Source organism: Kitasatospora sp. NBC_01539, from assembly GCF_045040525.1.
In the GTDB taxonomy this organism is placed as follows: Bacteria; Actinomycetota; Actinomycetes; order Streptomycetales; family Streptomycetaceae; genus Kitasatospora.
The window spans coordinates 1,774,002-1,795,357 of sequence record NZ_CP109390.1 but is presented as its reverse complement, the minus strand read 5'-3'; the positions used below and the strand labels follow the sequence as shown (position 1 = coordinate 1,795,357).

Genomic DNA, 21,356 nt, shown 5'->3' with positions numbered 1-21,356 from the left:
TGGGCCCGTGCGGGCCGGGCGTTCACCCGGGCCTCCCGAGCCGTGCCGCGGGCCGTTCCTCGCCCGGCGGCGGCCCGGCCTCGCCGCCGCCGCGGAGCAGCGCCAGGTAGTCCGCGCGCGGCATCGGCTCGGCGCCGAGGCTGCGGATGTGCGGGCCGTCCCACTGGGCGTCGAGCAGTTGCCCGCCGTTCTCCGCGAAGCGCTCCGCGAGGTCGGCGACGGCGACGCGGGCGGCGTCGGGGCGCAGCCCGACCATGGAGTCGAGGCTGAGCACGGCGCCGACGCGCACGCCGAAGACGCCGCCGACGAGCGCGCCGTCCTCCCAGACCTCCGCGCTGTGGGCCTGTCCGCGGGCGTGCAGGGCGGTGAGGGAGCCGCGCAGTCCGGCGGTGAGCCAGGCGGGGCTGCGGCCGTGGGCGCAGCGGTCGACGACCTCGTCGAAGGCCTTGTCGGCGGTGGTCGTCCAGGCGGTGTCCCGGCGGAGGCGGCGGGCGAGGCGGCGGCCGATGCGGGCGGCGCCGGGCCGGATGACGGGCCGCGGGTCGGGGCACCACCAGGCGACGCCGTACGCGGTGCCGTCGGCGGCTTCGTCGGCGGGGGCGGCGACGGTGCCGGCGGCGACCTCGTCCTCGTGGCGGGCCTCGTTCATCCACAGGGCGTACTGGTCGGCGGCGGGCAGCGGGAAGGCGCCGGCCCGGTAGCCGGCGAGCAGGGAGTCGGGGGTGAGGTCGGCGCAGAAGGCGGCGGGTGCGTCGGCGGGGGCCGGGCCGAGGTCGACGGTCGGCCACCAGGTGCTGCCCGCGGTCATGCGACGTGCTCCAGTTCGCCGCTGGCTTCCAGGCGGTCGAGGTAGAAGTCGAGGAGTTCGGCGTCGACGGGGGGCAGCGTGATGCCGGCGCCGGCGAGCGCCTTCTCGGCGTTGGTGCGGGTGAACTCGGGGAAGGTCGGCCGGAAGTACATCTCACTGATGGTCAGTTCGGTGCCCTCGGCGCGGTCGACGAACAGCGGCACGAACGCGGTGATGGGGTGGGTGGGGTGGGTGTTCGCGAAGGAGATCAGGCGGCGTACCCAGTCGGCGTAGGGGAGTTGCTCGACGGGCCGGCCGCGGGCGGTGATGCGTGCGGCGAGGTCGGCGAGGCCGGCGGGGGCGGGGTTGGTGAGGTGCAGCACCTTTCCCTCGGCGGGTTCGCGGGTGGAGACGAGGGCGAGGGCGCGGGTGAACGCGTCGGCGGGCACGAAGTCGAGCGGGAGGTCGACGTCGGGGGCGGTGCCGCTGTCCCAGAGGTAGCGGATGAGGGCGGAGAGTTCGGTTCCGGGGTTGATGACGCCGTGCCGGAGGTCGCCGGTGACGTCGTTGACCCGGTGGACGGTGACCGGCAGGCCCGCCGTGGCGGCGTGGTGCAGCAGCGCCTCGGCGACCCACTTGCTCTCGACGTAGCCGACGGAGAGCTGTTCGGGGTGGGCGAGCGGGCTCTCCTCGGTGAGGTTCCGGATGCCGGCCGGTCCGTAGCCGGCGAGGACGGCCATGCTCGACAGGTAGTGCACGGGTATCGCCCGGGAGTGCCCAGCGAGCCGGATGATCTCGCGGGTGCCGGCGACGTTCGCGGCCCGCAGCTGGTGGTAGGGGTAGAGGAAGTTGACCTGCCCGCCGAGGTGGTGGATGAGGTCGACGGTGCCGGCCAGCCGTTCGAAGCCCTGCCTGCCGAGGCCGAGGAGCGGTTCGGCGAGGTCGCCGACGACCGGGACGACCCGGTCGGAGTGCAGGTCGCGCAGCAGGTAGCGCTGCTGGGCGGCGCGCAGCCGTTCCATGCCGTGTTCGGCGTCGGGTGCGCGGACGAGGCAGTGCACCCGGGCGTCGGTGGTCTCCAGGAGTGCGCGCAGCAGGTGGCTGCCGCAGAAGCCGGTGGCGCCGGTGAGGAGGATGTCGGACGGCTGGCGCCAACGGGGGGCGGTGGCGTCGCGGCCGTGGTGGACGGGCACGCCGAGTTCGGCCTCGGCGGCGAAGTCGACCTGCTGGCCGTTCTCGGCCGGGCCGGCGCCGAGGGCGCCGAGGGCGTCGCGGGTGACGGCGGTGAAGGCGCCGAGGGTGGGGTCCTTGAGGAGGGAGCGGGTGAGCAGCCGGATGCGGTCGATGCCGATGCCGAACATGATCCGGGCCCGCGCGAGCATCTCCATGGCGAGCAGCGAGTTGCCGCCGAGGTCGAAGAAGTCGTCGTCCGGGCCGACGTGTTCGACGTCGAGGATCTGGGCCCACAGGTAGGCGAGCCCGGCCTGCACGGTGGTGCCGGGGCTGTCACCGGTGTGGTCGTGGCGCGGGCCGCGGCGGGCGAGGCCGGCCCGGTCGATCTTGCCGCTGAGGGTGACCGGCATCCGGTCGACGGGTACGAACGCGCTGGGCACGAGGTGGTCGGGCAGGCGGGCGGCGAGGTAGGGGCGGAGGTCGTCCGGCCGTGCGCCGCGCGCGGTGTAGTAGGCGGTGAGGGCCCGGCCCCCGGTGCTCTCGCCGGCGACGACGCGGACCTCGGCGACGGCCGGGTGCTCGCCGAGCACCGACTCCACCTCGCCGGGGTCGACCCGGTAGCCGCGGATCTTGACCTGGTCGTCGGCCCGTCCGATCAGCTCCAGGTTGCCGTCGGGGCGCCACCGGCCGGTGTCGCCGGTGCGGTACATGCGGCCGCCGGGGATGCCCGCGTACGGCTCCGGAAGAAACCTTTCTGCAGTCAGCCCGGGACGCTTCCAGTAACCGCGCGCCAGACCCGGACCGCCGATGTACACCTCACCGCGCTGCCCGGGCGGCACCGGTCTCAGCTCCGGGTCGAGCACGTGCACGTAGGTGCCGAGCAGCGGACGGCCCACCGGCACCGGCGCGTGCGCCGGCTGCGTCAGCAGCCCCGGGTGGACCTCGCACAGGGTCGAGGTGATGCCGGTCTCGGTCAGCCCGTAGGCGTTCAGCAGCCGGGTGCCCGGCAGCCGCGCCAGCGTCGTCCGGCAGTCCTCCGCGGGCACCGCGTCACCGCCCACCACGAGCAGCCGCAGCGAGGTCGCCGCCCGCCCCTGGTCGGGCAGCACCGACAGCAGCCGGTGCCAGTAGGTCGGCGTCAGGTCCGCCACCGTGATGCCCAGCTCCGGCAGCCGGTGGGCCAGCTCGATCGGCGCCCACGGATGCCGGCCGGCCAGCACCAGCGCGGCGCCGTTGAGCAGCGGCGTGAAGATCTGCTCCAGCGAGGTGTCGAAGCCCAGCGCACCCAGTTGCAGCACGCGGTCGGCCGGCGACAGCCCGTACGCCTCGGCCACCCGGGAGAGCGTGAAGACCATCGTGCGGTGGCTGATCGGCACCCCCTTCGGCTCACCCGTGGTGCCCGAGGTGTAGATCAGGTACGCCAGGTCGTCCGGGTGCGTCACGTCCGGCGGCGGCACCGACGTCGACGGGCCCGCCGAGCGGTACGCCTCGACCAGCACGCCCTGCGGGAAGAGACCCGCGTGCTCACGGCTGGTCACCGCCGGACCACCGCCCGCGTCCGCGGCCAGCCGGGCGAGCCGCAGGTCCGGATGGGCCGGATCCAGCGGCAGGAACGCGCCACCCGCCTTCAGCGCCGCCAGCAGCGCCACCACCATGTCGCCGCTGCGCTCCACGCACACCGGCACCACGACGTCCGGGCCGACGCCCAGCGCCCGCAGCTCCTCCGCGAGGCGGTCGCTGCGCCCGTCGAGTTCGCCGTAGGTCAGCGGGCCGTCGTCGCACACCACCGCGGTCGCGCCGGGCCTGCGGGCCGCCTGCTCCCGGAAGAGTCCGTGCACGGTGCGCCCCGGGTTGCCCGCGCCGGTGGGCCGCAGCCCCTGCCAGCGGGCCTCGACCGCGGCGCGGCACGTCTCCCGGTCGGCGGGGCCGAACACGCTGTGCCAGCCCTCGGGCACCGGGAGGCGGTCGGGCCAGAGTGCGTGCTGCCCGTCCGCGTTCGCCACGACGCGGTGACTTCCGGAACGGGACTGCTGGACACGATGCGAATGTTCCACCGGCGACGACCTCGACAGACGGCGGAAGTTGAGCAGGGGACGGGGAGTGCCGGGTGCTCCGGCACGGCCGCGGCCTCCGCCGCCCGCCACGGACCGCCCCCGACAATCTCGACTATAGGCACTCGTGCTCGGCTATGTATGATTGGAACGCCCCATTCCCGAGCGGATCAGCTCACCACCTCCGAAGGAGGTAGCTGGGTTGACACGTCGACGACAGCGGCTGATGGCCTGTTACCTGGCCTGGATCGCCCTGCTGACGCTGGTCTACTACCGCTTCCCGGCCGACCGCATCATCTGGTGGACCGGCATCGGTCTGAGCTCGTTCGTCGCCATCGTCATCGGTGTGCGACTCAACAAGCCGGTCCACGCCAGGTCCTGGTACCTGCTGGCGGTGGCGAACCTCAGCTTCACGTGCGGCGAGGTCGTCCAGGTCATCCTGACCGAATACCTCCACCAGGTGGCGTTCCCGTCACTCGCGGACGCCTTCTACCTCGCCGAGTTCGTGCTGTACGCGGCCGGTGTCTGGGGCTTCATCCGATGGCGCACGGCCCACCAGGACCGCGGCAGCCTCATCGACGCCCTGACGCTCACCGTCGGCCTCGCGCTGCTCAGCTGGATGTACCTCATCGTCCCGTACGCGCGGAACCCGGAACTGACCTGGTTCCAGAAGGCCGTCTCCATCGCCTACCCGCTCGGCGACGTCCTCGTGCTCGCCATGCTGATGCGGCTGCTGGTGCCGCGCGGCGGCAAGAGCCCGGCGATGGTGATGCTCACCGTCGGCACCATCGGCCTGCTCGTCTCCGACGTGCTGTACGGGCTCGTCCAGCTCCACGGCGTCTGGCGGATCGGCACCCCCGTCGAGATCGGCTGGGCCGTCCTCTACGCGGCGTGGGGCGCCGCCGCGCTGCACCCGTCGATGGTGGAGCTGACCAGACCCATCCCCACCCAGCCGGCCGACATCAGCCGCGGCCGGATCGCGCTGCTCACCATCGCCTCGCTGATCGCGCCGACGATGCTCGTGCTGGAGGTCACCCAGGGCGACTCCGTGAGCGCGGCGGTCATCGGCGGGTTCTCGGCGATCCTCTTCCTGCTGGTGCTCTCCCGGCTCGCCGGGGTGGTGCTGGCCCACCGCCATGCCGTCGAACGCGAACGCGTGCTGCGGATGGCCGGCGCCGAGCTCGGCGGCGCGGCCACCGTCGAGCAGGTCGCGGACGCCGTGCGCACCGCGGCCTCCGCCCTCGTGCCGGCCGAGCCCGCGCACGTCGCCCTGCTCGCCGTCCGCGGGGAGGGCACCCTGCGCGTCGGCTCCGACGGCCCCATCGAGGTCGGGGCCGTCCGTGAGAGCCGCCTGGTGCGCGTCACCTCCCTCGACGAGGACCTCGCCACCCGGCTGGACGGCGCCCCGAGCGCCCTGATCTGCCCCCTCGTGCTGGCGAAGCGCCCGTCCGGCGACCCGATGATCGGCGCTCTCGTGGTCGGCGGTACCGAGCACCGGCTCACCGCTTTATGGGGCACCCTCGACATCCTCGCCGCCCAGGCCGCCCTGGCGGTCGAGCGGGTCATGCTCAGCGAGGAGATCAACCGCCGCAACAGCGAGCTCTACTTCCGCACCCTGGTGCAGAGCGCCTCCGACGTCATCCTCATCCTGCGCGCGGACGACACCATCCGGTACGCCAGCTCCTCGGCGGACCGGGTGCTCGGCTACCCCTCGGTCGACGGGCGGCCGCTGATCGACCTCGTGCCGCCGGAGGACAGCCGGGCCGTCAACCAGGCCCTGCTGCGCATGCGCACCCGGGAGCAGGCCGAGCAGCGCGAGCACTGGCGGCTGCTGCGCAACGACCGCAGCATGATCGAGGCCGAGGTGCGCTGGAACGACCTGCGCGACGACCCGACCGTCGGCGGCCTCGTGCTCACCCTGCGCGACGTCACCGACCAGCGGCAGATGGAGCGCGAGCTCACCCACCGGGCGTTCCACGACTCCCTGACCGGCCTGGCCAACCGCGTGCTCTTCCAGGACCGCGTCGGCCACGCGCTGTCCCGCAGCGGCCGGCGCGGCACCGTCACCGGCGTGCTCTTCATCGACCTCGACGACTTCAAGGTCGTCAACGACACCCAGGGCCACGCGGTCGGCGACGAGCTGCTGGTCGCCGTCTCACTACGGATCTCCACCGCGCTGCGCACCTCCGACACCGCCGCCCGCCTCGGCGGCGACGAGTTCGCCGTGCTCGTCGAGGACGCCCTCTCGCCCGCCGACGTCGGCGCCACGGCCACCGCAGTGCTCGCCGTCTTCGAGGAGCCGTTCCGGTTGAGCTCCGGCGCGGTGCGGGTGGCGGCGAGCGTCGGTGTCGCGACGACCGAGGACAGCGAGGACGGCGCCGAGCTGCTCACCCACGCCGACCTCGCGCTGTACTCGGCGAAGGCGGCCGGCAAGCGGCAGTGGTGCCGGTACCGGCCCGCGCTGCAGGCCGGGCTCGTCGAGCGCCACGAGCTGAACGAGAGCCTGGACACGGCCATCGCGGAGTCCGCGTTCGCGCTGTACTACCAGCCGATCGTCGACCTCACCAACAGCGCCCTGGTCGGCTTCGAGGCCCTGGTGCGCTGGCCGCACGAGCGGCGCGGCATGGTGCTGCCCGAGGAGTTCATCTCGCTCGCCGAGGAGAGCGGCCAGATCGTGCCGCTCGGCGCCTGGGTGCTGGAACGCGCCGTCACGGAGGCGGCGGAGTGGCAGCGGCTCAGCGGCGGCCTGCGGGCGGCCGACGGGCGGGCGCCGCTGCGGGTGAGCGTCAACGTGTCCGGACGGCAGTTCCGCGACGCCGGGTTCGTGGACACCGTGCGCCGGGTCATCGACCAGAGCGGCATCGAGCCGGGCACCCTGGTGCTGGAGCTCACCGAGACGGTGCTGATGCGCCGCGACGAGCGCGTCCGCACCGACATGCAGATGCTCGGCGACCTCGGCGTCCGGATCGCCATCGACGACTTCGGCACCGGCTACTCCTCGCTGAGCTACCTGCGGGAGTTCCCGATCTCCATCCTGAAGATCGACAAGTCGTTCATCGACGGCCTCGGCCACTCCCAGCAGCAGTACGCCCTCGTCGAGGGCATCGCACGGATCGCCGACACGCTGGGCGTGCAGGTCATCGCCGAGGGCATCGAGAACACCGTCCAGCGCGACCTGCTCGCCGCCATGGGATGCCCGCTCGGCCAGGGCTACCTGTTCGCCCGTCCGCTGACGAACGACCAGGCCGGGCGGCTGGTGGACGACGACGCCCGTCCGGCGGGCCTGCACATCGGCCGCACCTGACGCCGCACCGGGTCGCGGCCCGCACCGGGCCGCGCGGCGTGCCGGGCCGCCGCCCGCCGCGGCGGCCCGGTGCGGTGTCCCTCAGTGCTCCTGGGCGCTGCGGATCGCCGCCCAGGAGCGAGGCTCCCGCGGCGCCGCCGCCGCCGGGCGGACCGCCGGGTCGGCCGCCACCGCCCCGCGGGCCGGCTTCGACGGCGTGAACAGCCAGGTCCGCAGCAGGTCGCCCAGGGGCCGGCCGGAGACCAGCTCCGCGTACCGGCGGAAGTCGGCGACGGTGGCGTTGCCGTAGCGGTGCTCGGCGGGCCAGCCCCGGAGGATGCGGAAGAAGACGTCGTCGCCGACCTCGGTGCGCAGGGCCTGCAGGGCGAGCGCGCCGCGGTCGTACACGGCCGCGTCGAACTGGCTCTGCGCCCCGGGGTCGCCCGGCAGGACCGTCCAGAACGGGTCGTCGGCCGGGTGCGAGGCGTACACCCAGTCGGCGAGCTCGCGGACGGTGCCCTCGTCCTCGTGCTCCGACCAGAGCCACTGCAGGTAGGTGGCGAAGCCCTCGTTGAGCCAGATGTCGCTCCAGCGCCCGACCGACACGGCGTCACCGAACCACTGGTGCGCCAGCTCGTGCACCACCACCGAGGTGTTGGAGCCGCGTGAGAACATCCGCGGGCTGTAGAACACCCGGGTCTGGGTCTCCAGCGCGTAGCCCGTGGTCCGCACGTTCGGCACGTAGCCGCCCACCGAGCCGAAGGGGTAGGGGCCCAGACGGCCGGTCAGCCAGTCGGCGAGCTCGCCGGTGCGCTCCACGCTCGCGCGCGCCGCGCCGTCGTCGGCGCCGAGGTCGCGGCTGTACGCGTTGAGCACCGGGATGCCCCCCGGACTGGTGGACCGGGTGACGTCGAACCGGCCGACGGCGAGGGTGGCGAGGTAGGTGGCCTGCGGCTTGTCCTGGCGCCAGTTCCAGCGGGTCCAGCCGGCCCGGGAGCTCTGGGAGACGAGGTCTCCGTTGCTGATCGCCTGGGTGCCGTCGGGCACGAGCACGGACACGTCGAAGGTGGCCTTGTCGGCCGGGTGGTCGTTGCTCGGGAACCACCACCAGGCGGCCTCCGGCTCACCGGCCGCTACCCCGCCGTCGGGCGTGCGCAGCCAGGCCGTGAAGCCGTACCGGGCCACGTCGGACGGGGTGCCGGCGTAACGCACCACGACGGTGGTCCGGCGGCCCCTGGCGATCGGGGCGGCGGGGGTGATCTCCAGTTCCTGCTCGCCGGTGGCGGCGAACGCCGCCGGGCGGCCGTCGACGAGCACCTCGGTCACGTCGAGGGCGAAGTCGAGGTCGAAGCGGGCGAGGTCCTGCGTGGCGGTGGCGAGCAGGGTCGTGGTGCCCTCCAGCCGGTCGGTGGCGGGCTGGTACTTCAGGCGGACGTCGTAGTGGGTGACGTCGTAGCCGCCGTTGCCGTACGTCGGGTAGTACGGGTCGCCGATGCCGGGAGAGCCGATGCCGTCGGCCGGGGCGGCGGACGCCTGACCGGTCAGCAGCAGGGCGGCGGCGGCCAGCGAGACGATCGTCCTCGTGCGCACAGGGGTCCTCCGGTGCGGTCGGGGGTGCGGACGCCTGACGGCGGGTCGGGTCCACCCTCCGTCAGGCGGGCCCAGTCTCATCTTGCTGAGGTGTCCATGCAAGGTGGCCTGCGGCCACCTGGCCGCGCGCCCGTCCGCCGCCCCGGACCCGCCCCGGCCGGTGTCCGGCCGCGACCCCGGACCCGCCCCGACCTGTACGTGCCCGGGCCGGTACGCGCGCGGGCCCCGGGCAGGGTGCCCGGGGCCTGCGGACGGGCCGGCGCTCAGGCGTCCGGCGCACCCCCGCCCTCCAGGGCGGACGCCAGCCGCAGCCAGCGGGCCGCCTCCGCGGGCCGGCCGCGGCGCTGCAGGGTGCGGCCGAGCATCAGGTGGGCGTACTGCTCGACCGGGTCGCGGGCGATCACCTCGCGGAGCTGCTCCTCGGCGCGTCCGAGCTGCGCGGAGTGGTAGTAGGCGCGGGCCAGCAGCAGGCGCGGGCCGACCTGCTCGGGGGTGCGCTCCACCACCCGGGCGAGGAGGTCGGCGGCCTGGGAGTACTCCTTGGCGTCGAAGTACAGGCCCGCCCAGCGCCACTGCTCGGCGGTGTCGTCGTTCAGGTAGTCCTGGAACACTGCGGCTCCTCTCGCTCCGGCCGGTCGGACCCCGGCTGCCTCGTTGAACATTCATCAACCCTCGCGCATTCCGGCCGCCGCGCCCGGCCCTCCGGGCCGCCCGGCGCCCCCGCCGCCGCCCCCGCCGCCGCCCCGCCGCCCCCGGCCCGGCGGCGCCGCTGGTTGCTCCGCCCCACCCGCGGGCGCACGCTGGAACGGGGACCGACCACCAGGAGGTGTGCGCGATGCACAACCAGTGGGACGTGGAGCTCAGCTTCGAGGAGGACGGCATGAACACGGCCTGCGAGGCGCGGCTGACCGGCTCGCACGCCCCGGGCCTCAACGGCCACGGCGAGGCGGTCCGCAGCCGCGACGACCGGCCGCTCGCCCGCATCGGCGAGGAGATGGCCGCCGCCCGCGCACTCGACGAACTCTCCCGCAAACTCCGGTCCGTCGCCGACGGCGAGATCGCCGACGAGGGGCACCGCCCCTCCTACCTGATCTACTGACCGCCGCCCGGCCCCCGGGCCACCCGCCGGCAGGCCCGCACGGCCGCCGGCGGCACACCGCTGCCCTGCCCGCCCCGCCCGCCCCGCGCACGCTGCGTGACCGCCCGGCCCGGCTCCGAGGCGCACCGCCGCGCCCCTTGGCCGGGCGGGGCCGCGCAGGGTACACATGGGCGTATGGTCCGGTTCACGGGCCGATCCCGGGCCGTGTCCGTCCCCGACTCCACCGGTCGACGTCCGTGGTCGGCGTTCGGAATGCGCAGCGTCGCAGGCCAGGTGTTCTTCCTCCAGGTCGTCATCGTGGTCCTGCTGGTCGTCGCCGCCGGCGTCGAACTCGTGCTGCAGGCCCGCAGCGACGCCACCCGGGAGGCCCGCAACCGCTCGCTCGCCGTCGCCGAGACCTTCGCCAGCGCGCCCGGCACGGTCGCCGCCCTCGCCTCGCCCGACCCGACCGCCGTCCTCCAGCCGAGGGCCGAGGCCGCCCGCAAGGCCTCCGGCGTCGACTTCATCGTCGTGATGAACACCGAGGCCATCCGCTACACCCACCCCATGCCGGACCGGATCGGCAAGAAGTTCGTCGGCACCGTCGCCCCCGCCCTCGCCGGGAAGGCCGTCGTCGAGAGCGTCGTGGGCACCATCGGCCCCCTCGTCCAGGCCACCGTGCCCGTCACCGCCACCGACGGCACCGTCGTCGGCCTGGTCTCCGCAGGAGTCCGCGAAGCCAGGATCGCCGACACCACCGACCGCCGGCTGCCCCTGCTGCTCGTCACCGCCGCCGGCGCCCTCGTGCTCGCCACCGTGGGCACCGCCCTCGTCGGCCGCCGCCTGCGCCGTCAGACCCGCGGCCTCGACCCGGCCGAGATGACCCGCATGTACGAACACCACGACGCCGTCCTGCACGCCGTCCGCGAGGGCGTGCTCATCCTCGACGGCACCGGCCGCCCGGTGCTCGCCAACGACGAGGCACGCCGCCTGCTGCGCCTGCCCGACGACGCCGAGCACCGCGGCCTCGACGACCTCGGCCTCGACCGGCCGCTCCACGACCTGCTGGCCTCCGGCGCCACCGTCACCGACCGGGTGGTCGACGCGGGCGACCGCCTGCTCGCCGTCAGCGTCCGCTCCACCGACGTCGTCGGCGGACCGCCCGGGCGCGTCGTCACCCTCCGCGACTCCACCGAGCTGCGGGCCCTCGCCGGCCGCGCCGAACTCGCCGACCGCCGCCTCCAACTGCTCTACGAGGCCAGCGGGGCCATCGGCACCACCCTCGACGTCGCCCGCACCGCCCAGGAGCTCGCCGACGCCGCCGTGCCCGGCTTCGCCGACTTCGTCACCGTCGACCTCGCCGAACCCGTCCTGCACGGCGAGGAACCGACCGGCACGCCCTCCGTCATGCGGCGCAGCGGGCACAGCGGGGTGCGCGACGACTCGCCGTTCATCCCGGTCGGCGAGACCGTGCCGCTCATCCCCGGCAGCCCGCGCAGCCGGTCGATGGCCACCGGCGAGGCCGTCGTCGAGGACGACCTCACCGACGCCTTCGCCGCCTGGAGCGCCCGCCACCCCGAGCGCGTCGCCGGCGTCGAGACGTACGGCGTGCACTCGCTGATGACCGTGCCGCTGCGGGCCCGCGGCGTGGTGCTCGGCATGGCCAGCTTCTGGCGCTCCGAACGGCCCGAGCCCTTCGACGACGAGGACCGCTCCGTCGCCGAGGAGCTCGTCGCCCGCGCCGCCCTCTGCATCGACAACGCCCGCCGCTACACGCGCGAGCACACCATGGCCGTCACCCTGCAGCACAGCCTGCTGCCCGGCAGCCTCCCCGACCAGGCCGCCCTCGACCTCGCCTACCGCTACCTGCCCGCCCAGGCGGGCGTCGGCGGCGACTGGTTCGACGTCATCCCGCTGCCCGGCGCCCGGGTCGCGCTCGTCGTGGGCGACGTCGTCGGCCACGGCCTGCACGCCGCCGCCACCATGGGCCGGCTGCGCACCGCCGTCCACACCTTCTCCGCCCTCGACCTGCCGCCCGACGAACTCCTCGGCCACCTCGACGAGCTCGTCAACCGCCTCGACCAGGGCGCCTCCCTCGACGGCGACGCCCCCATCACCGGCGCCACCTGCCTGTACGCCATCTACGACCCGGTCTCGCTGCGCTGCACCATGGCCAGGGCCGGACACCTGCTGCCCGCCGTCGTCCACCCCGACGGCGGCGTCCACTTCCCCGAACTCCCCGCCGGGCCGCCGCTCGGCCTCGTCGGACTGCCCTTCGAGGCCGTCGAGATCGACCTCCCCGAGGGCAGCCACCTCGTGCTCTACACCGACGGGCTCGTCGAGGACCGGCACCGCGACATCGACGAGGGCCTGGAGGCGCTCCGCTCCACCCTCGCCGCCCACCCCGACGAATCCCCCGAGCAGACCTGCGACTCCGTGCTCGCGGCCATGCTCCCGGCCAACCCCACCGACGACATCGCGCTGGTCGTCGCCCGGACCCGCGCCCTGCCCGCCGACCACGTCGACCAGTGGGACGTGCCCGTCGACCCCCGCGCCGTCTCCGCCGTGCGCGGCGAGGTCGGCCGCCGGCTGGCCGACTGGGGGCTGGACGACCTGGCGTTCAGCACCGAGCTCATCCTCAGCGAACTCGTCACCAACGCCATCCGCTACGGCGGCGGTCCGATCCGGGTGCGGCTGCTCCGCGACCGCACGCTGATCTGCGAGGTCTCCGACACCGGCAGCACCTCACCGCACCTGCGGTACGCGGCCGGCACGGACGAGGGCGGACGCGGCCTCTTCCTCGTCGCGCAGTTCGCCGAACGGTGGGGCACCCGGTACACGGAGTCGGGCAAGGTCATCTGGGCCGAGCAGACACTGCCCTGAGCGCCGGGTCCCGGGGACGTCGCGGGGTCCCGGGGACGGCCGGGCCCCCGGCGCCCGAGCGGTACCGGGACCGCCCGGGGCTCAGGACGGGTGCTGCTCGACCAGGTCGCGGAAGTGCTCCAGGTCGGCCCGCACCGTGCGCTCGACCGCGCTCGCCTGCGCGAACCCGCGCGGCGGCGCACCGAACAGTTCCTCGACCTCCGAGGGCTCGTACTCGATCCTGACCTGCACCTGCGTGCGGTCGCCGTCGAGGGCGCGCAGGGCGACGGTGCCGCGCAGGTGCGGCTCGTCGAGCGTCTGCCACGTCATCACCCGGTTGCGGCCGCGGTCGGTGATGAACGCGTCGAACTCGCGGTGCCCGCCGTCCACGGCGACGTCCAGACGGGCCCGGTGGCCGCCGCGGGCGGAGGCGTGGAGCACGCCGTCCACGAAGCGCGGATAGTCGGTGATCCGGTGCAGCTGCCGCCACGCCTCGGCGGCCGGTGCGCCGACCTCGATCTGCTCCTCCAGCGTGCTCACGGCTCTCCTCGCCTTCTCGCCCCTCGCACCCAGCCTGCCGCGCCCGCCCGGACGGCGCAAAGACACACGCCGGTGGCCCCGGGGACGGCGGCCCGGCCGCCAGGCCGCGGCGCTGCGCTGCGCGGCCTGTGCTGCGGGGCGCGTGAGGCGAGGTGTGTGCTGCGGGGCGGGTGAGGCGGGGCGGGTGAGGCGGGGCCGGGCCCACGGGGCCCGGCCCGGGGCCGGGGTCAGGCCGTGTGGTCGGTCAGCCCCGCGAACACCCCGCAGATCTCGCGGGCGGCCTCGCGCATGCCGGTGGTCTCGTGCGGCCGGGCGACGAGCTCGGTGAGGATCAGCAGGGCGGCCTGGAGCGCCGCCAGGGGCACCTCCACCGTCCGCAGACCACTGAGGACGTCGGAGGCCTGCTCCGCCGCGCTGGACGCCCAGCTCTGGGTCTGCTGGGGGCCGTGGGGCAGGTGTGCCCCGGGGTGCCGGGTCGGGCCGGGGCGTTGCGGCGTGCCGGGCGGGGTGACCGGGCCGAGCGGACGGCCGAGACCCGAGGAGCTGTCGGGGCCCGGCGTGTGGGCCGACAGGCGGGTCGGGGTGTGGCCCGGCAGGTGGACCGGCTCCGGCGGGTGGCCCGTGCCCGGCAGGTGCGCACCCGGCAGGTGTGCGGCGCCCGGCGGCGGGGGCGTGTGGGTACGGCCGGGGTCCAGGGGCCGGTCCGGCCCCGGCGGCTGCTGCGGGAGGGCGGGGGCGGCCGGGGTGCCGCCGTGTGCGGACGGAAGACAGGTGCTCATACCGGTACCAACGACGTCCGGGTGACGCGGGATGCTGCCGCGGGGCAACGTCCCGCCGGGCGGGCGGGTGCCTCCCGGTGCCGCGCCGCCGGGGTGGCGGCACGGCGCCGGGAGGCCGTCCGCGGGAGCGCTCCCACGGACCGGAGGGCCGAGACGGGTCAGCCGCCGGTGGTCTCCCCGATCGTCTTGACCGCCGCGTTCCAGGCCTTCCGCGGATCGGTCCCGTGCTTCTCCACGTCGAGCAGCGCGGTGTCGGTGATGACGGCCTTCACCGCACCGTCCAGCCGGCCGATCGGGGCCGGGCGGATGGTGCGCGCGGCGTCGGCGTAGATCCGGCCGGTCGGCGCGTTGTTGAAGTACGCGTTGGTCGCGTTCTCGACGGCGGGCAGCCCGAGCCCGGCGCTGGTCGAGGGCAGGTTGCCGGTCTTGGTGAAGACCTTCGCCTGCTGCTCGGGGGCGGTGAGCCAGGCGGCCAGGGCGGCGGCCTGCTCGGGGTGCGAGGAGTTCTTCGGCACCGCCAGGAACGCCCCGCCCCAGTTGCCGGCGACCGGCGCCGGGGCGATGTCCCACAGGCCCTCGCCGCGCTCGCCCGCGTACTTGGAGATGACGCCGGTCATCCACGAGGGGCAGACGATGGTGGCGAAACTGGAGAGGTAGAGCGCCTCGTTCCATTCCGCGGTGAACTGCTTCAGCCCGCCGGTGAGGCCGGAGCGGGCCGCGGACACGGCGAGGTCCCAGGCCTTGCCGACACCGGGGCTGTCCTTGTAGGCGAGGTTGCCGGAGGCGTCCGAGAGCTGCTCGGGCTCGCCGGCCAGCACGGCGCTGAAGAGCCCGCCGGCGGAGTCGGTGAACCGGGTCTTCGCCGGGGCGTGCGCCTTGTACTGGCGGCCGATCTCCAGGTACTTCGACCAGTCGCCGGCCCAGAGGCGGCCCACGGCGTCGCGGTCGGTCGGCAGTCCGGCCTTCTCGAAGAGGTCCTTGCGGTAGCAGACCGCCATCGGACCGGTGTCGGTGCCGAGGCCGATCAGCGCGCCGTCGGCGGTGGTGGCCTGCGCGGACTTCCACGGCAGCCAGGACGAGGCGTCGACGCCGGTGGCGTGCTTCAGGTCGAGGAACTTGTCGGACAGCGGCCCGGTGGCCTCGGCGATGTAGCCGACCTCGACGGCCTGGATGTCGGCCACGGTGCCGCTGCTGGTGCCGTTGAGCTTGGCGGTGAGGTCGTCCCAGTACTCCTTGCCGTCCTGGGTGGCGACCTCGTTGATGACGATCTCGGGGTGCAGGTCCATGTACTCGGCGAACAGGCCGGCCTCGCGGTAGCCGAAGCTGCCGAAGGTGCCGACGCGCAGCGTGGTGGTCTCCTGGAGCTGCGAGCTCTGCGGCGCGGGTCCGCCGCTGGAGCAGGCGGTGAGGGCGAGCAGCGCGCCGCCCAGCCCCGCGCCGAGCCGGAGTGTCCGGCCGGTCCGACGGGTCCGGCCCCGGGGCGCCCGGGAGGCCGCGGCGGGGCGGTCGTGGCCGGGGTCGGCCGGGGAGGGTGGCTCGGTGCGTCTGATGCCTGGCATGTACGGTGCCTCGTTCGTTTGCTGACAGTGGGTGGAGTGGGCGATCCCTGCTGATGGGAGCGCTCCCAGACCTTGCGTGCACGATCCCGCGCCTGTCAAGGGGTCGCGCCGGGCCCGGACGCCGCGCACCGGTTCCCGGAGCGCTTTCGGAGAGAGTCCAGGGGGTGTCCAGGGGTGCGGCGGCGAAGCCCGGCGGCGATGCGGCGGTAGCGCGTTCAACGGAACGTTGCAGACCTGCCGGTCGACCCGGCCGCACACCCTCCGCCACGGGGCGGCCGCGGCCGGGGCGCTGCCCGTGCTGCCCGGCCCGGTGCCCGCGCCCGGGGTCGTGGTCGCGGAGCCCGCCCGGCTACCCGGCCGGTACGGTCCGATCCTTGAGCCGGTGCTTGAGGGTGAGCAGCGCACCGCCCGGTCCCCGCGGCAGCAGGTGGGTCCCGTCCCAGCGGTCGACGGCGTCGAAGCGGTACTTGTACGGCTCGGTGCCGCGCAGGAAGTCGAAGGTGTGCAGGCCCTGTTCGGCGCAGGCGCGGACGGCCTCGGCGATGACCACGGTGCCCAGGCGCAGCGGGGCCCAGGCCGGGTCCCAGCCGATCTGGTAGTAGGCGAAGGTCCCGCCCCGGCGGAAGCCGTACAGGGCGCCGACGGTGTCGCCCTCGTGCTCGGCGAGGAGGAAGGCCGGGCCGTCGCCGTCGGGGCCGGTGACCGCGGCCGACCGCTCCAACAGTCGTACGTGGAGCGGTCGGCGGTGCCGGTCGAAGGTGGTGGGCAGGCCCAGGGCGGTACGGCGGCGCCCGTGCAGGTCGAGGACGGCGTCCAGGTGTTCGACGGCGGCCTCGGCGGGCGGCACCCACCGGAAGGTGACGCCCGCGGCGCCGAGCTTGCGCCGGTAGCGGCGCACGGACGACCGGAACTGCCGTGACCCCCGGGCGTCCTGGCCACCGGTGAGGTCGGTGCGCGGGCAGGCCGTCCCGGCGACCCGGCGGGTGCCCTCCGGGAGGAGGACGGCGGCCGAGGGGTCGAGGCCGGGGAGCCACAGGGTGGTGCGGCGGCCGCGCTCGGCGAGCCAGGCCCGGACGTCGTCGCGGCGGTGGACGGCGGTGGCCGGGGCGCAGTGGTCGGCGGCCCCCGGCCCGCTGCCGAGCAGGGTGAGGCAGCGGACGGTGAGCGGCAGGCGCGGGTGCAGCCGGAGCCGGGTGCGCAGCAGCGGCACGACCGCCTCCACCTGCCCCTGCGGGCCGTGCCAGACGGCGATCTCGGCCCGTGCGGCCGTGCCGCCGGCCTGCGGGCCGAGCGTCTCCCACCACGCGAGCACCCATTCGGGGGTGGCGAACCACGAGCCGTCCGGGTCGGTGGCGACCAGCTGCCGCCAGCCGTCGAGGAGTTCGGTGCCGAGGCCGGCGGGGGAGTGGTGGAGCACCGGCCCGCCGCGGCCGCGTGTGCCGGCGTGCGGTTCGGTCGGGTGCGGTGCGCGGCCGCTCGGCGGTGCGGCCCCCGGGTGCGGTGCGGCCATGGTGTGGTTCCCCTCCCGGGGCCGGTCGGTCACCGTCCGCCGCGCAGCCGGTGCACGGCGGGATGCAGCCCCGACATGATGGTGTCGAACCTGTGCAGGGACGTGTGGGAGTTCACCCGGAGCCGGCTGATCCGGAGGGCGCTCCGGGGCAGCCGTCGGTCGTGCCGGTGGTCGAAGAGGAACGCGGTGCGGTAGCCGAGCCGGGTGAGGGTGCGCTCGACCCGCGGATCGAGGTTGCCGTTGGGGTAGGCGAAGGAGGCCGGCGGCTCGCCCAGCCAGCCGCTGAGGCGGGTGTGTGCCTCCTCGACCTGGCGGTCGGCGGCGTCGGGGGTGCAGCGGTCCAGGCAGGGATGGTCGAGGGTGTGGTTGCCGACGGCCACTCCGGCCTCGCGCAGGGCGTGCAGGTCGGCGGGGTCGAGCTGGGGTGTCCGGGGCGCCTGGGTGCGTGCGGTGCGGCGCAGTTCGGCGAGGCGGGTGCGGCGTTCGGCGTCCGGCAGCCGCTTGAGCCGGCGGACGGCGGCGTCGGGGCCGCAGCCCGGGGCGAGGCCGGCGGCGGTGCCGCCGTGCGCGGCGAGGAAGGCCGCCTCGGTCCACCAGAAGGGCCGGTCGCTGCCGACGAGTCCGGCCAGCACGTAGGCGACGGCCGGGATGCGGTGCCGGGTGAGGGCGGGCAGGCCGTCGGTGAGCAGGGAGCGGTCGCCGTCGTCGAAGGTGACCAGCACGCTCCGGGGCGGCAGCGGACGGCCTTCGGCGAGGGCCTGCTCGACGCGGCCGAGTGTCACCGGCCGGGCCGTGCGGGCGAGCCGGGCCATCTGGGCGGCGAAGCTCCGCGGGTCGTCGATGCCGTGGTAGGCGAGGACGGCGAGGCGTCCGGCGGTGACGGCGCGGAAGGCGGGTTGCAGCGGTGAGTGGCGGAGCAGGGTGTCGATGCGGTTCCTGCGGGTGTCCGCCGGGGCCGTGCCGCTGCCGCCCCCGGCGGCGTGGTCGTCGGGCACGCCGCCCCCCTTCGTGTCACCCCCGCGCCGTTGCGGGCGGCCGGGTCGCCGGTCCCGGGGGCACGGCTGACGCGGCGTCAACGGAGAGCGACTTTACCACCGCTTGACCTTTTCCCGGGCTGGCTTTGGGATGGTTCGGCAGGGTCTTGACCTGGCCGGAAATAGGAGGAAACTGATACGTACACCGGAATACCGGACAGAGCTGAACCGTCGCCGGAGACGTCCGCCGGCCGTCCGAACAACCCTGATCCAGGCTCTGGCCAGGCCCCCGGCGGGCCGGGACGCGACGTACGCACGAGGGCGACGGCCCCGGCGGACGGACGACGCCACCGGACGCCGGGGACTGTCCTGTCTTCGGGCCCGCGGGCGGTTGCCCGGCGGGCTCGCGCGGCGCCCGCGCCGGAACGCCGCCGGACGGCCCGGGGTTCAGCGCCGGTGCCAGTCCCCCGAGGCGACGAGGTCGGGCGCGGCGCGCAGCCGGGCCGCGACCCGGGGCCCCGCGAGGTAGACCCAGGCGGCCGCGGTGGAGCCGTCGTCCAGCCGTACCGCCAGCCGCTCGCGCACGTACTCGCCCGTGCCGTCCGCCGTGCAGTCCTCCAGCCGGTCGAGGTCGGCCAGCACCTGCCCGTACAGCGCCGGGTGCACCGTGACCACCTCGCCGTGCACCGCCCGCCCGGTGTCGGGCAGCGCGTACGGGTAGCCGGGGCCCCGGTGCAGTGCGGTGTCCTCCAGAGTGGCCGCGCGGGCGCCCGTGCACCGGCCGGCCAGGTGGCGGGTGTGGTTGCGGCCGCCGGGGCGGAGCGTCCCGTAGACGAAGAAGGGCAACTGCGGCGGCACGGGCGGCACTCCTCGGGAAGCGGGTCGCACGACCGTACCGGCTGCGGGGCCCGGTCAGCGCACCCCGTGCGGGCGGTACTGGATGCTGATCCGGGGGCCGACCGGGCGGGCCGTCTTCGGCACCGCGTGCTCCCAGGTGCGCCGGCAGCTGCCGCCCATGACCAGCAGGTCGCCGTGGCCGAGGAGGCGGCGCACCACCGGGCCGCCGCCGCGCGGGCGGAGCAGCAGGGGGCGGGGCTCGCCCACGGACAGGATGGCGATCACCGTGTCCCGCAGGGCGGCGCGGCCGGGCCGGTCACCGTGCCTGCCCATGCCGTATCGAACAGATGTGCGATCGTGCGGGCGCGTCAGGCGCGCCGACAGGTTTGAAATCCGCCCGCCGACGCCAGGTACGGGACATGACCCGACCCTCACCCCCGCCCACCGCCGCGCCGGGCGCCCTGCGCCTCTCCGAGGAGGTCCGCCGGGCGCTCGCCGACGGCACCCCCGTGGTCGCCCTGGAGTCGACGATCATCGCCCACGGGCTGCCCCGGCCGCGCAACCTCGCCGTCGCCCGCGAGCTGGAGGACCTCGTCCGGGCCGGCGGAGCCGTCCCCGCGACCGTCGCGGTGCTCGACGGCGTGCCGCACGTCGGCCTCGACAAGGACGGCATCGAGCGCATCGCCACCGACGACACGCTGCGCAAACTCGGCTTCCGCGACCTCGCCCCGGCCGTCGCCACCCGCGCGAGCGGCGCCACGACCGTCTCCGGCACGGCCTTCCTCGCCGCCCGGGCCGGCATCCGCGTCTTCGCGACCGGCGGGCTCGGCGGTGTCCACCGCGACTGGGCGGCGGCCCAGGACGAGTCGGCCGACCTCGGCCTGCTCGCCCGCACCCGGATCACCGTCGTCTGCGCGGGCGTCAAGTCGATCCTCGACGTGCCCGCCACCCTGGAGCGGCTGGAGACCCTCGGCGTCGCCGTGCTCGGCCACCGCACCGCCGAGTTCCCCGGCTTCTACCTGACCGGCTCCGGCCGGCCCGTCGACTGGACGCTCGACGGCCCGGCCGCCGTCGCCGCGGTCATGCGCGCCCAGGACGCCCTCGGCGGCCTCGACTCCGCGCTGGTCGTCGCCAACCCCGTGCCGCCCGCCGAACAGCTCGACCCCGCCCTGCACGACCGGGTGCTCGCCGAGGCCCTCGCCGCGGCCGAGGCGGCGGGCGTCAGCGGACAGGCCATCACGCCGTTCCTGCTCGCGCACCTCACCGAGCACACCGGGGGCGCCTCCCTGGAGGCCAACCTGGCGGCCGTCCGCGGCAACGTCCGCCTCGGCGCCGCGATCGCCCGGCACTGGGCCGCCCCCGACGGGCCGGAGCCGCAGGGATGACGCCGGGCGCCCTGCTCGTCGTCGGCGAGGTCGTCACCGACGTCGTCGCCCTGCACGAGGGCCCGCTCGACCCGCACACCGACACCGCCGCCCGGATCGCCCTGCGGCCCGGCGGCGCCGGGGCGAACGCCGCGGCCTGGGCCGCCGCCGGCGGGGCACGGGTGCACCTGCTCGCCCGCGTCGGCGCCGACTCCGCCGACTGGCACGCCGCGCAGTTGCGCGCCGCCGGCGTCACCCCGCACCTGGCCGTCGACCCGGAGGCGCCCACCGCCGTGGTGATCTGCCTCGTCGACGAGCGCGCCGAGCGCACCCTCGTCACCGACGGCGGGGCGGCCGTCCGGCTGGGTCCGGAGGACTGGGACGGCACCCTGCTGGCCGGCGCGGCTCGCCTGCACCTCTCCGGCTACCAGTTGCTGAGCGGCCCCGGACGCCGGCTCGCCGCACTGGCCGTCCCGGCCGCCCGGGCGGCGGGTGTGCCGGTCAGTGCCGACCCGGCGTCCGCCGGGTTCGTCCGGCGGGCCGGGCCCGCGGCCGTCCGCGCGGCCCTCGACGGCGTCGGCCTGCTGCTGCCCAACGGCGCAGAGGCCGCCCTGCTCGCCGGGGCCGCCGACCCGGCCGTCGCCGCCGCCCGGCTGAGCGCCGCCCACGGCGAGGCCGTCGTCACGCTCGGCGCGGAGGGGGCGCTCGTCGCCGTCGGCGGCCGCGTGCTCGCGCACGTACCGGCCGTCGCCGGGGTCGCCGCCGTCGACTCGACGGGCGCCGGCGACGCCTTCACCGGCGCCCTGCTCGCCGCCCGGCTGGCGGGGGCCGACCTCGTCGAGGCGGCACGCGCCGGCTGCCGGGCCGGGGCGGCGGCGGTCGTGCGGGTGGGGGCCCGCCCCCCGGCCGCGGGCGGCGGCCGGCCCGGCGGTCCCGTGCCGAACGGCCGCGCCGCCGTGCGATGATCGG

At 75.6% G+C, this 21,356-nt stretch carries 15 protein-coding genes and 1 pseudogene; 5 read left to right on the top strand and 11 right to left on the bottom strand.

Annotated elements, in window-relative coordinates; translation table 11 throughout:
• Window positions 1-22 precede the first annotated feature (22 nt).
• Both OG335_RS07560 and OG335_RS07555 read right to left on the bottom strand, forming a co-directional pair.
• Entirely contained in the window at window positions 23-808 is a 786-nt protein-coding gene (locus tag OG335_RS07560) for a leucyl/phenylalanyl-tRNA--protein transferase (protein WP_405010247.1), read from the bottom strand.
• Complete coding sequence (locus OG335_RS07555; protein ID WP_405010246.1) at window positions 805-4,014, bottom strand: amino acid adenylation domain-containing protein; 3,210 nt, start codon at window positions 4,012-4,014, stop codon at window positions 805-807. Before OG335_RS07555 ends, OG335_RS07560 begins: the two co-directional genes overlap by 4 nt.
• 199 nt (window positions 4,015-4,213) lie before the next feature.
• Here OG335_RS07555 and OG335_RS07550 point away from each other — a divergent pair, with 199 nt between their 5' ends.
• Window positions 4,214-7,315: a putative bifunctional diguanylate cyclase/phosphodiesterase gene (locus tag OG335_RS07550; RefSeq protein WP_405010245.1), complete on the top strand. Its 3,102-nt coding sequence runs from the start codon at window positions 4,214-4,216 to the stop codon at window positions 7,313-7,315.
• Window positions 7,316-7,396: 81 nt separating this feature from the next.
• Here OG335_RS07550 and OG335_RS07545 read toward each other — a convergent pair whose 3' ends face one another.
• Complete coding sequence (locus tag OG335_RS07545) at window positions 7,397-8,884, bottom strand: M1 family metallopeptidase (protein WP_405010244.1); 1,488 nt, start codon at window positions 8,882-8,884, stop codon at window positions 7,397-7,399.
• A gap of 263 nt (window positions 8,885-9,147) precedes the next feature.
• Window positions 9,148-9,495 carry a tetratricopeptide repeat protein gene (locus OG335_RS07540; protein ID WP_405010243.1) on the bottom strand — a complete coding sequence of 116 codons (348 nt, stop codon included), beginning with the start codon at window positions 9,493-9,495 and terminating at the stop codon, window positions 9,148-9,150.
• Window positions 9,496-9,719: 224 nt separating this feature from the next.
• Here OG335_RS07540 and OG335_RS07535 point away from each other — a divergent pair, with 224 nt between their 5' ends.
• Together OG335_RS07535 and OG335_RS07530 are read left to right on the top strand one after the other, a co-directional pair.
• Window positions 9,720-9,983 (top strand): dsRBD fold-containing protein, encoded by a 264-nt coding sequence (locus OG335_RS07535; protein WP_405010242.1) that lies wholly within the window; start codon window positions 9,720-9,722, stop codon window positions 9,981-9,983.
• A 252-nt stretch (window positions 9,984-10,235) separates the two neighbouring features.
• Window positions 10,236-12,845, top strand: a complete 2,610-nt coding sequence (locus tag OG335_RS07530; RefSeq protein ID WP_405010241.1) for a SpoIIE family protein phosphatase — start codon at window positions 10,236-10,238, stop codon at window positions 12,843-12,845.
• An 81-nt stretch (window positions 12,846-12,926) separates the two neighbouring features.
• Here OG335_RS07530 and OG335_RS07525 read toward each other — a convergent pair whose 3' ends face one another.
• The 7 genes and pseudogenes from OG335_RS07525 to OG335_RS07495 all read right to left on the bottom strand — a co-directional run.
• A complete protein-coding gene (locus OG335_RS07525) occupies window positions 12,927-13,364 on the bottom strand; it encodes an SRPBCC family protein (RefSeq protein WP_405010240.1) in 438 nt (145 codons plus the stop codon).
• Between the two features lie 227 nt (window positions 13,365-13,591).
• Window positions 13,592-14,143, bottom strand: a complete 552-nt coding sequence (locus tag OG335_RS07520) for a hypothetical protein (RefSeq protein ID WP_405010239.1) — start codon at window positions 14,141-14,143, stop codon at window positions 13,592-13,594.
• 158 nt (window positions 14,144-14,301) lie between these two features.
• Window positions 14,302-15,702: an ABC transporter substrate-binding protein gene (locus OG335_RS07515; protein WP_405010238.1), complete on the bottom strand. Its 1,401-nt coding sequence runs from the start codon at window positions 15,700-15,702 to the stop codon at window positions 14,302-14,304.
• 349 nt (window positions 15,703-16,051) lie between these two features.
• On the bottom strand, window positions 16,052-17,212 hold the full coding sequence (locus OG335_RS07510) for a GNAT family N-acetyltransferase (RefSeq protein WP_405010237.1): 1,161 nt from the start codon (window positions 17,210-17,212) through the stop codon (window positions 16,052-16,054).
• 29 nt (window positions 17,213-17,241) lie between these two features.
• Window positions 17,242-18,207 (bottom strand): polysaccharide deacetylase family protein, encoded by a 966-nt coding sequence (locus OG335_RS07505; RefSeq protein WP_405010236.1) that lies wholly within the window; start codon window positions 18,205-18,207, stop codon window positions 17,242-17,244.
• A 426-nt stretch (window positions 18,208-18,633) separates the two neighbouring features.
• A complete protein-coding gene (locus OG335_RS07500) occupies window positions 18,634-19,044 on the bottom strand; it encodes a gamma-glutamylcyclotransferase family protein (RefSeq protein WP_405010235.1) in 411 nt (136 codons plus the stop codon).
• A 54-nt stretch (window positions 19,045-19,098) separates the two neighbouring features.
• Window positions 19,099-19,347, bottom strand: a pseudogene (locus OG335_RS07495) (alpha-ketoglutarate-dependent dioxygenase AlkB); the annotation flags it as partial.
• A gap of 95 nt (window positions 19,348-19,442) precedes the next feature.
• Between OG335_RS07495 and OG335_RS07490 the strand changes: the two are divergent.
• Both OG335_RS07490 and OG335_RS07485 read left to right on the top strand, forming a co-directional pair.
• Window positions 19,443-20,408, top strand: coding sequence for a pseudouridine-5'-phosphate glycosidase (locus tag OG335_RS07490; protein WP_405010234.1), 966 nt, complete (start codon window positions 19,443-19,445; stop codon window positions 20,406-20,408).
• A complete protein-coding gene (locus OG335_RS07485) occupies window positions 20,405-21,352 on the top strand; it encodes a carbohydrate kinase family protein (RefSeq protein ID WP_405010233.1) in 948 nt (315 codons plus the stop codon). Before OG335_RS07490 ends, OG335_RS07485 begins: the two co-directional genes overlap by 4 nt.
• Window positions 21,353-21,356 lie beyond the last annotated feature (4 nt).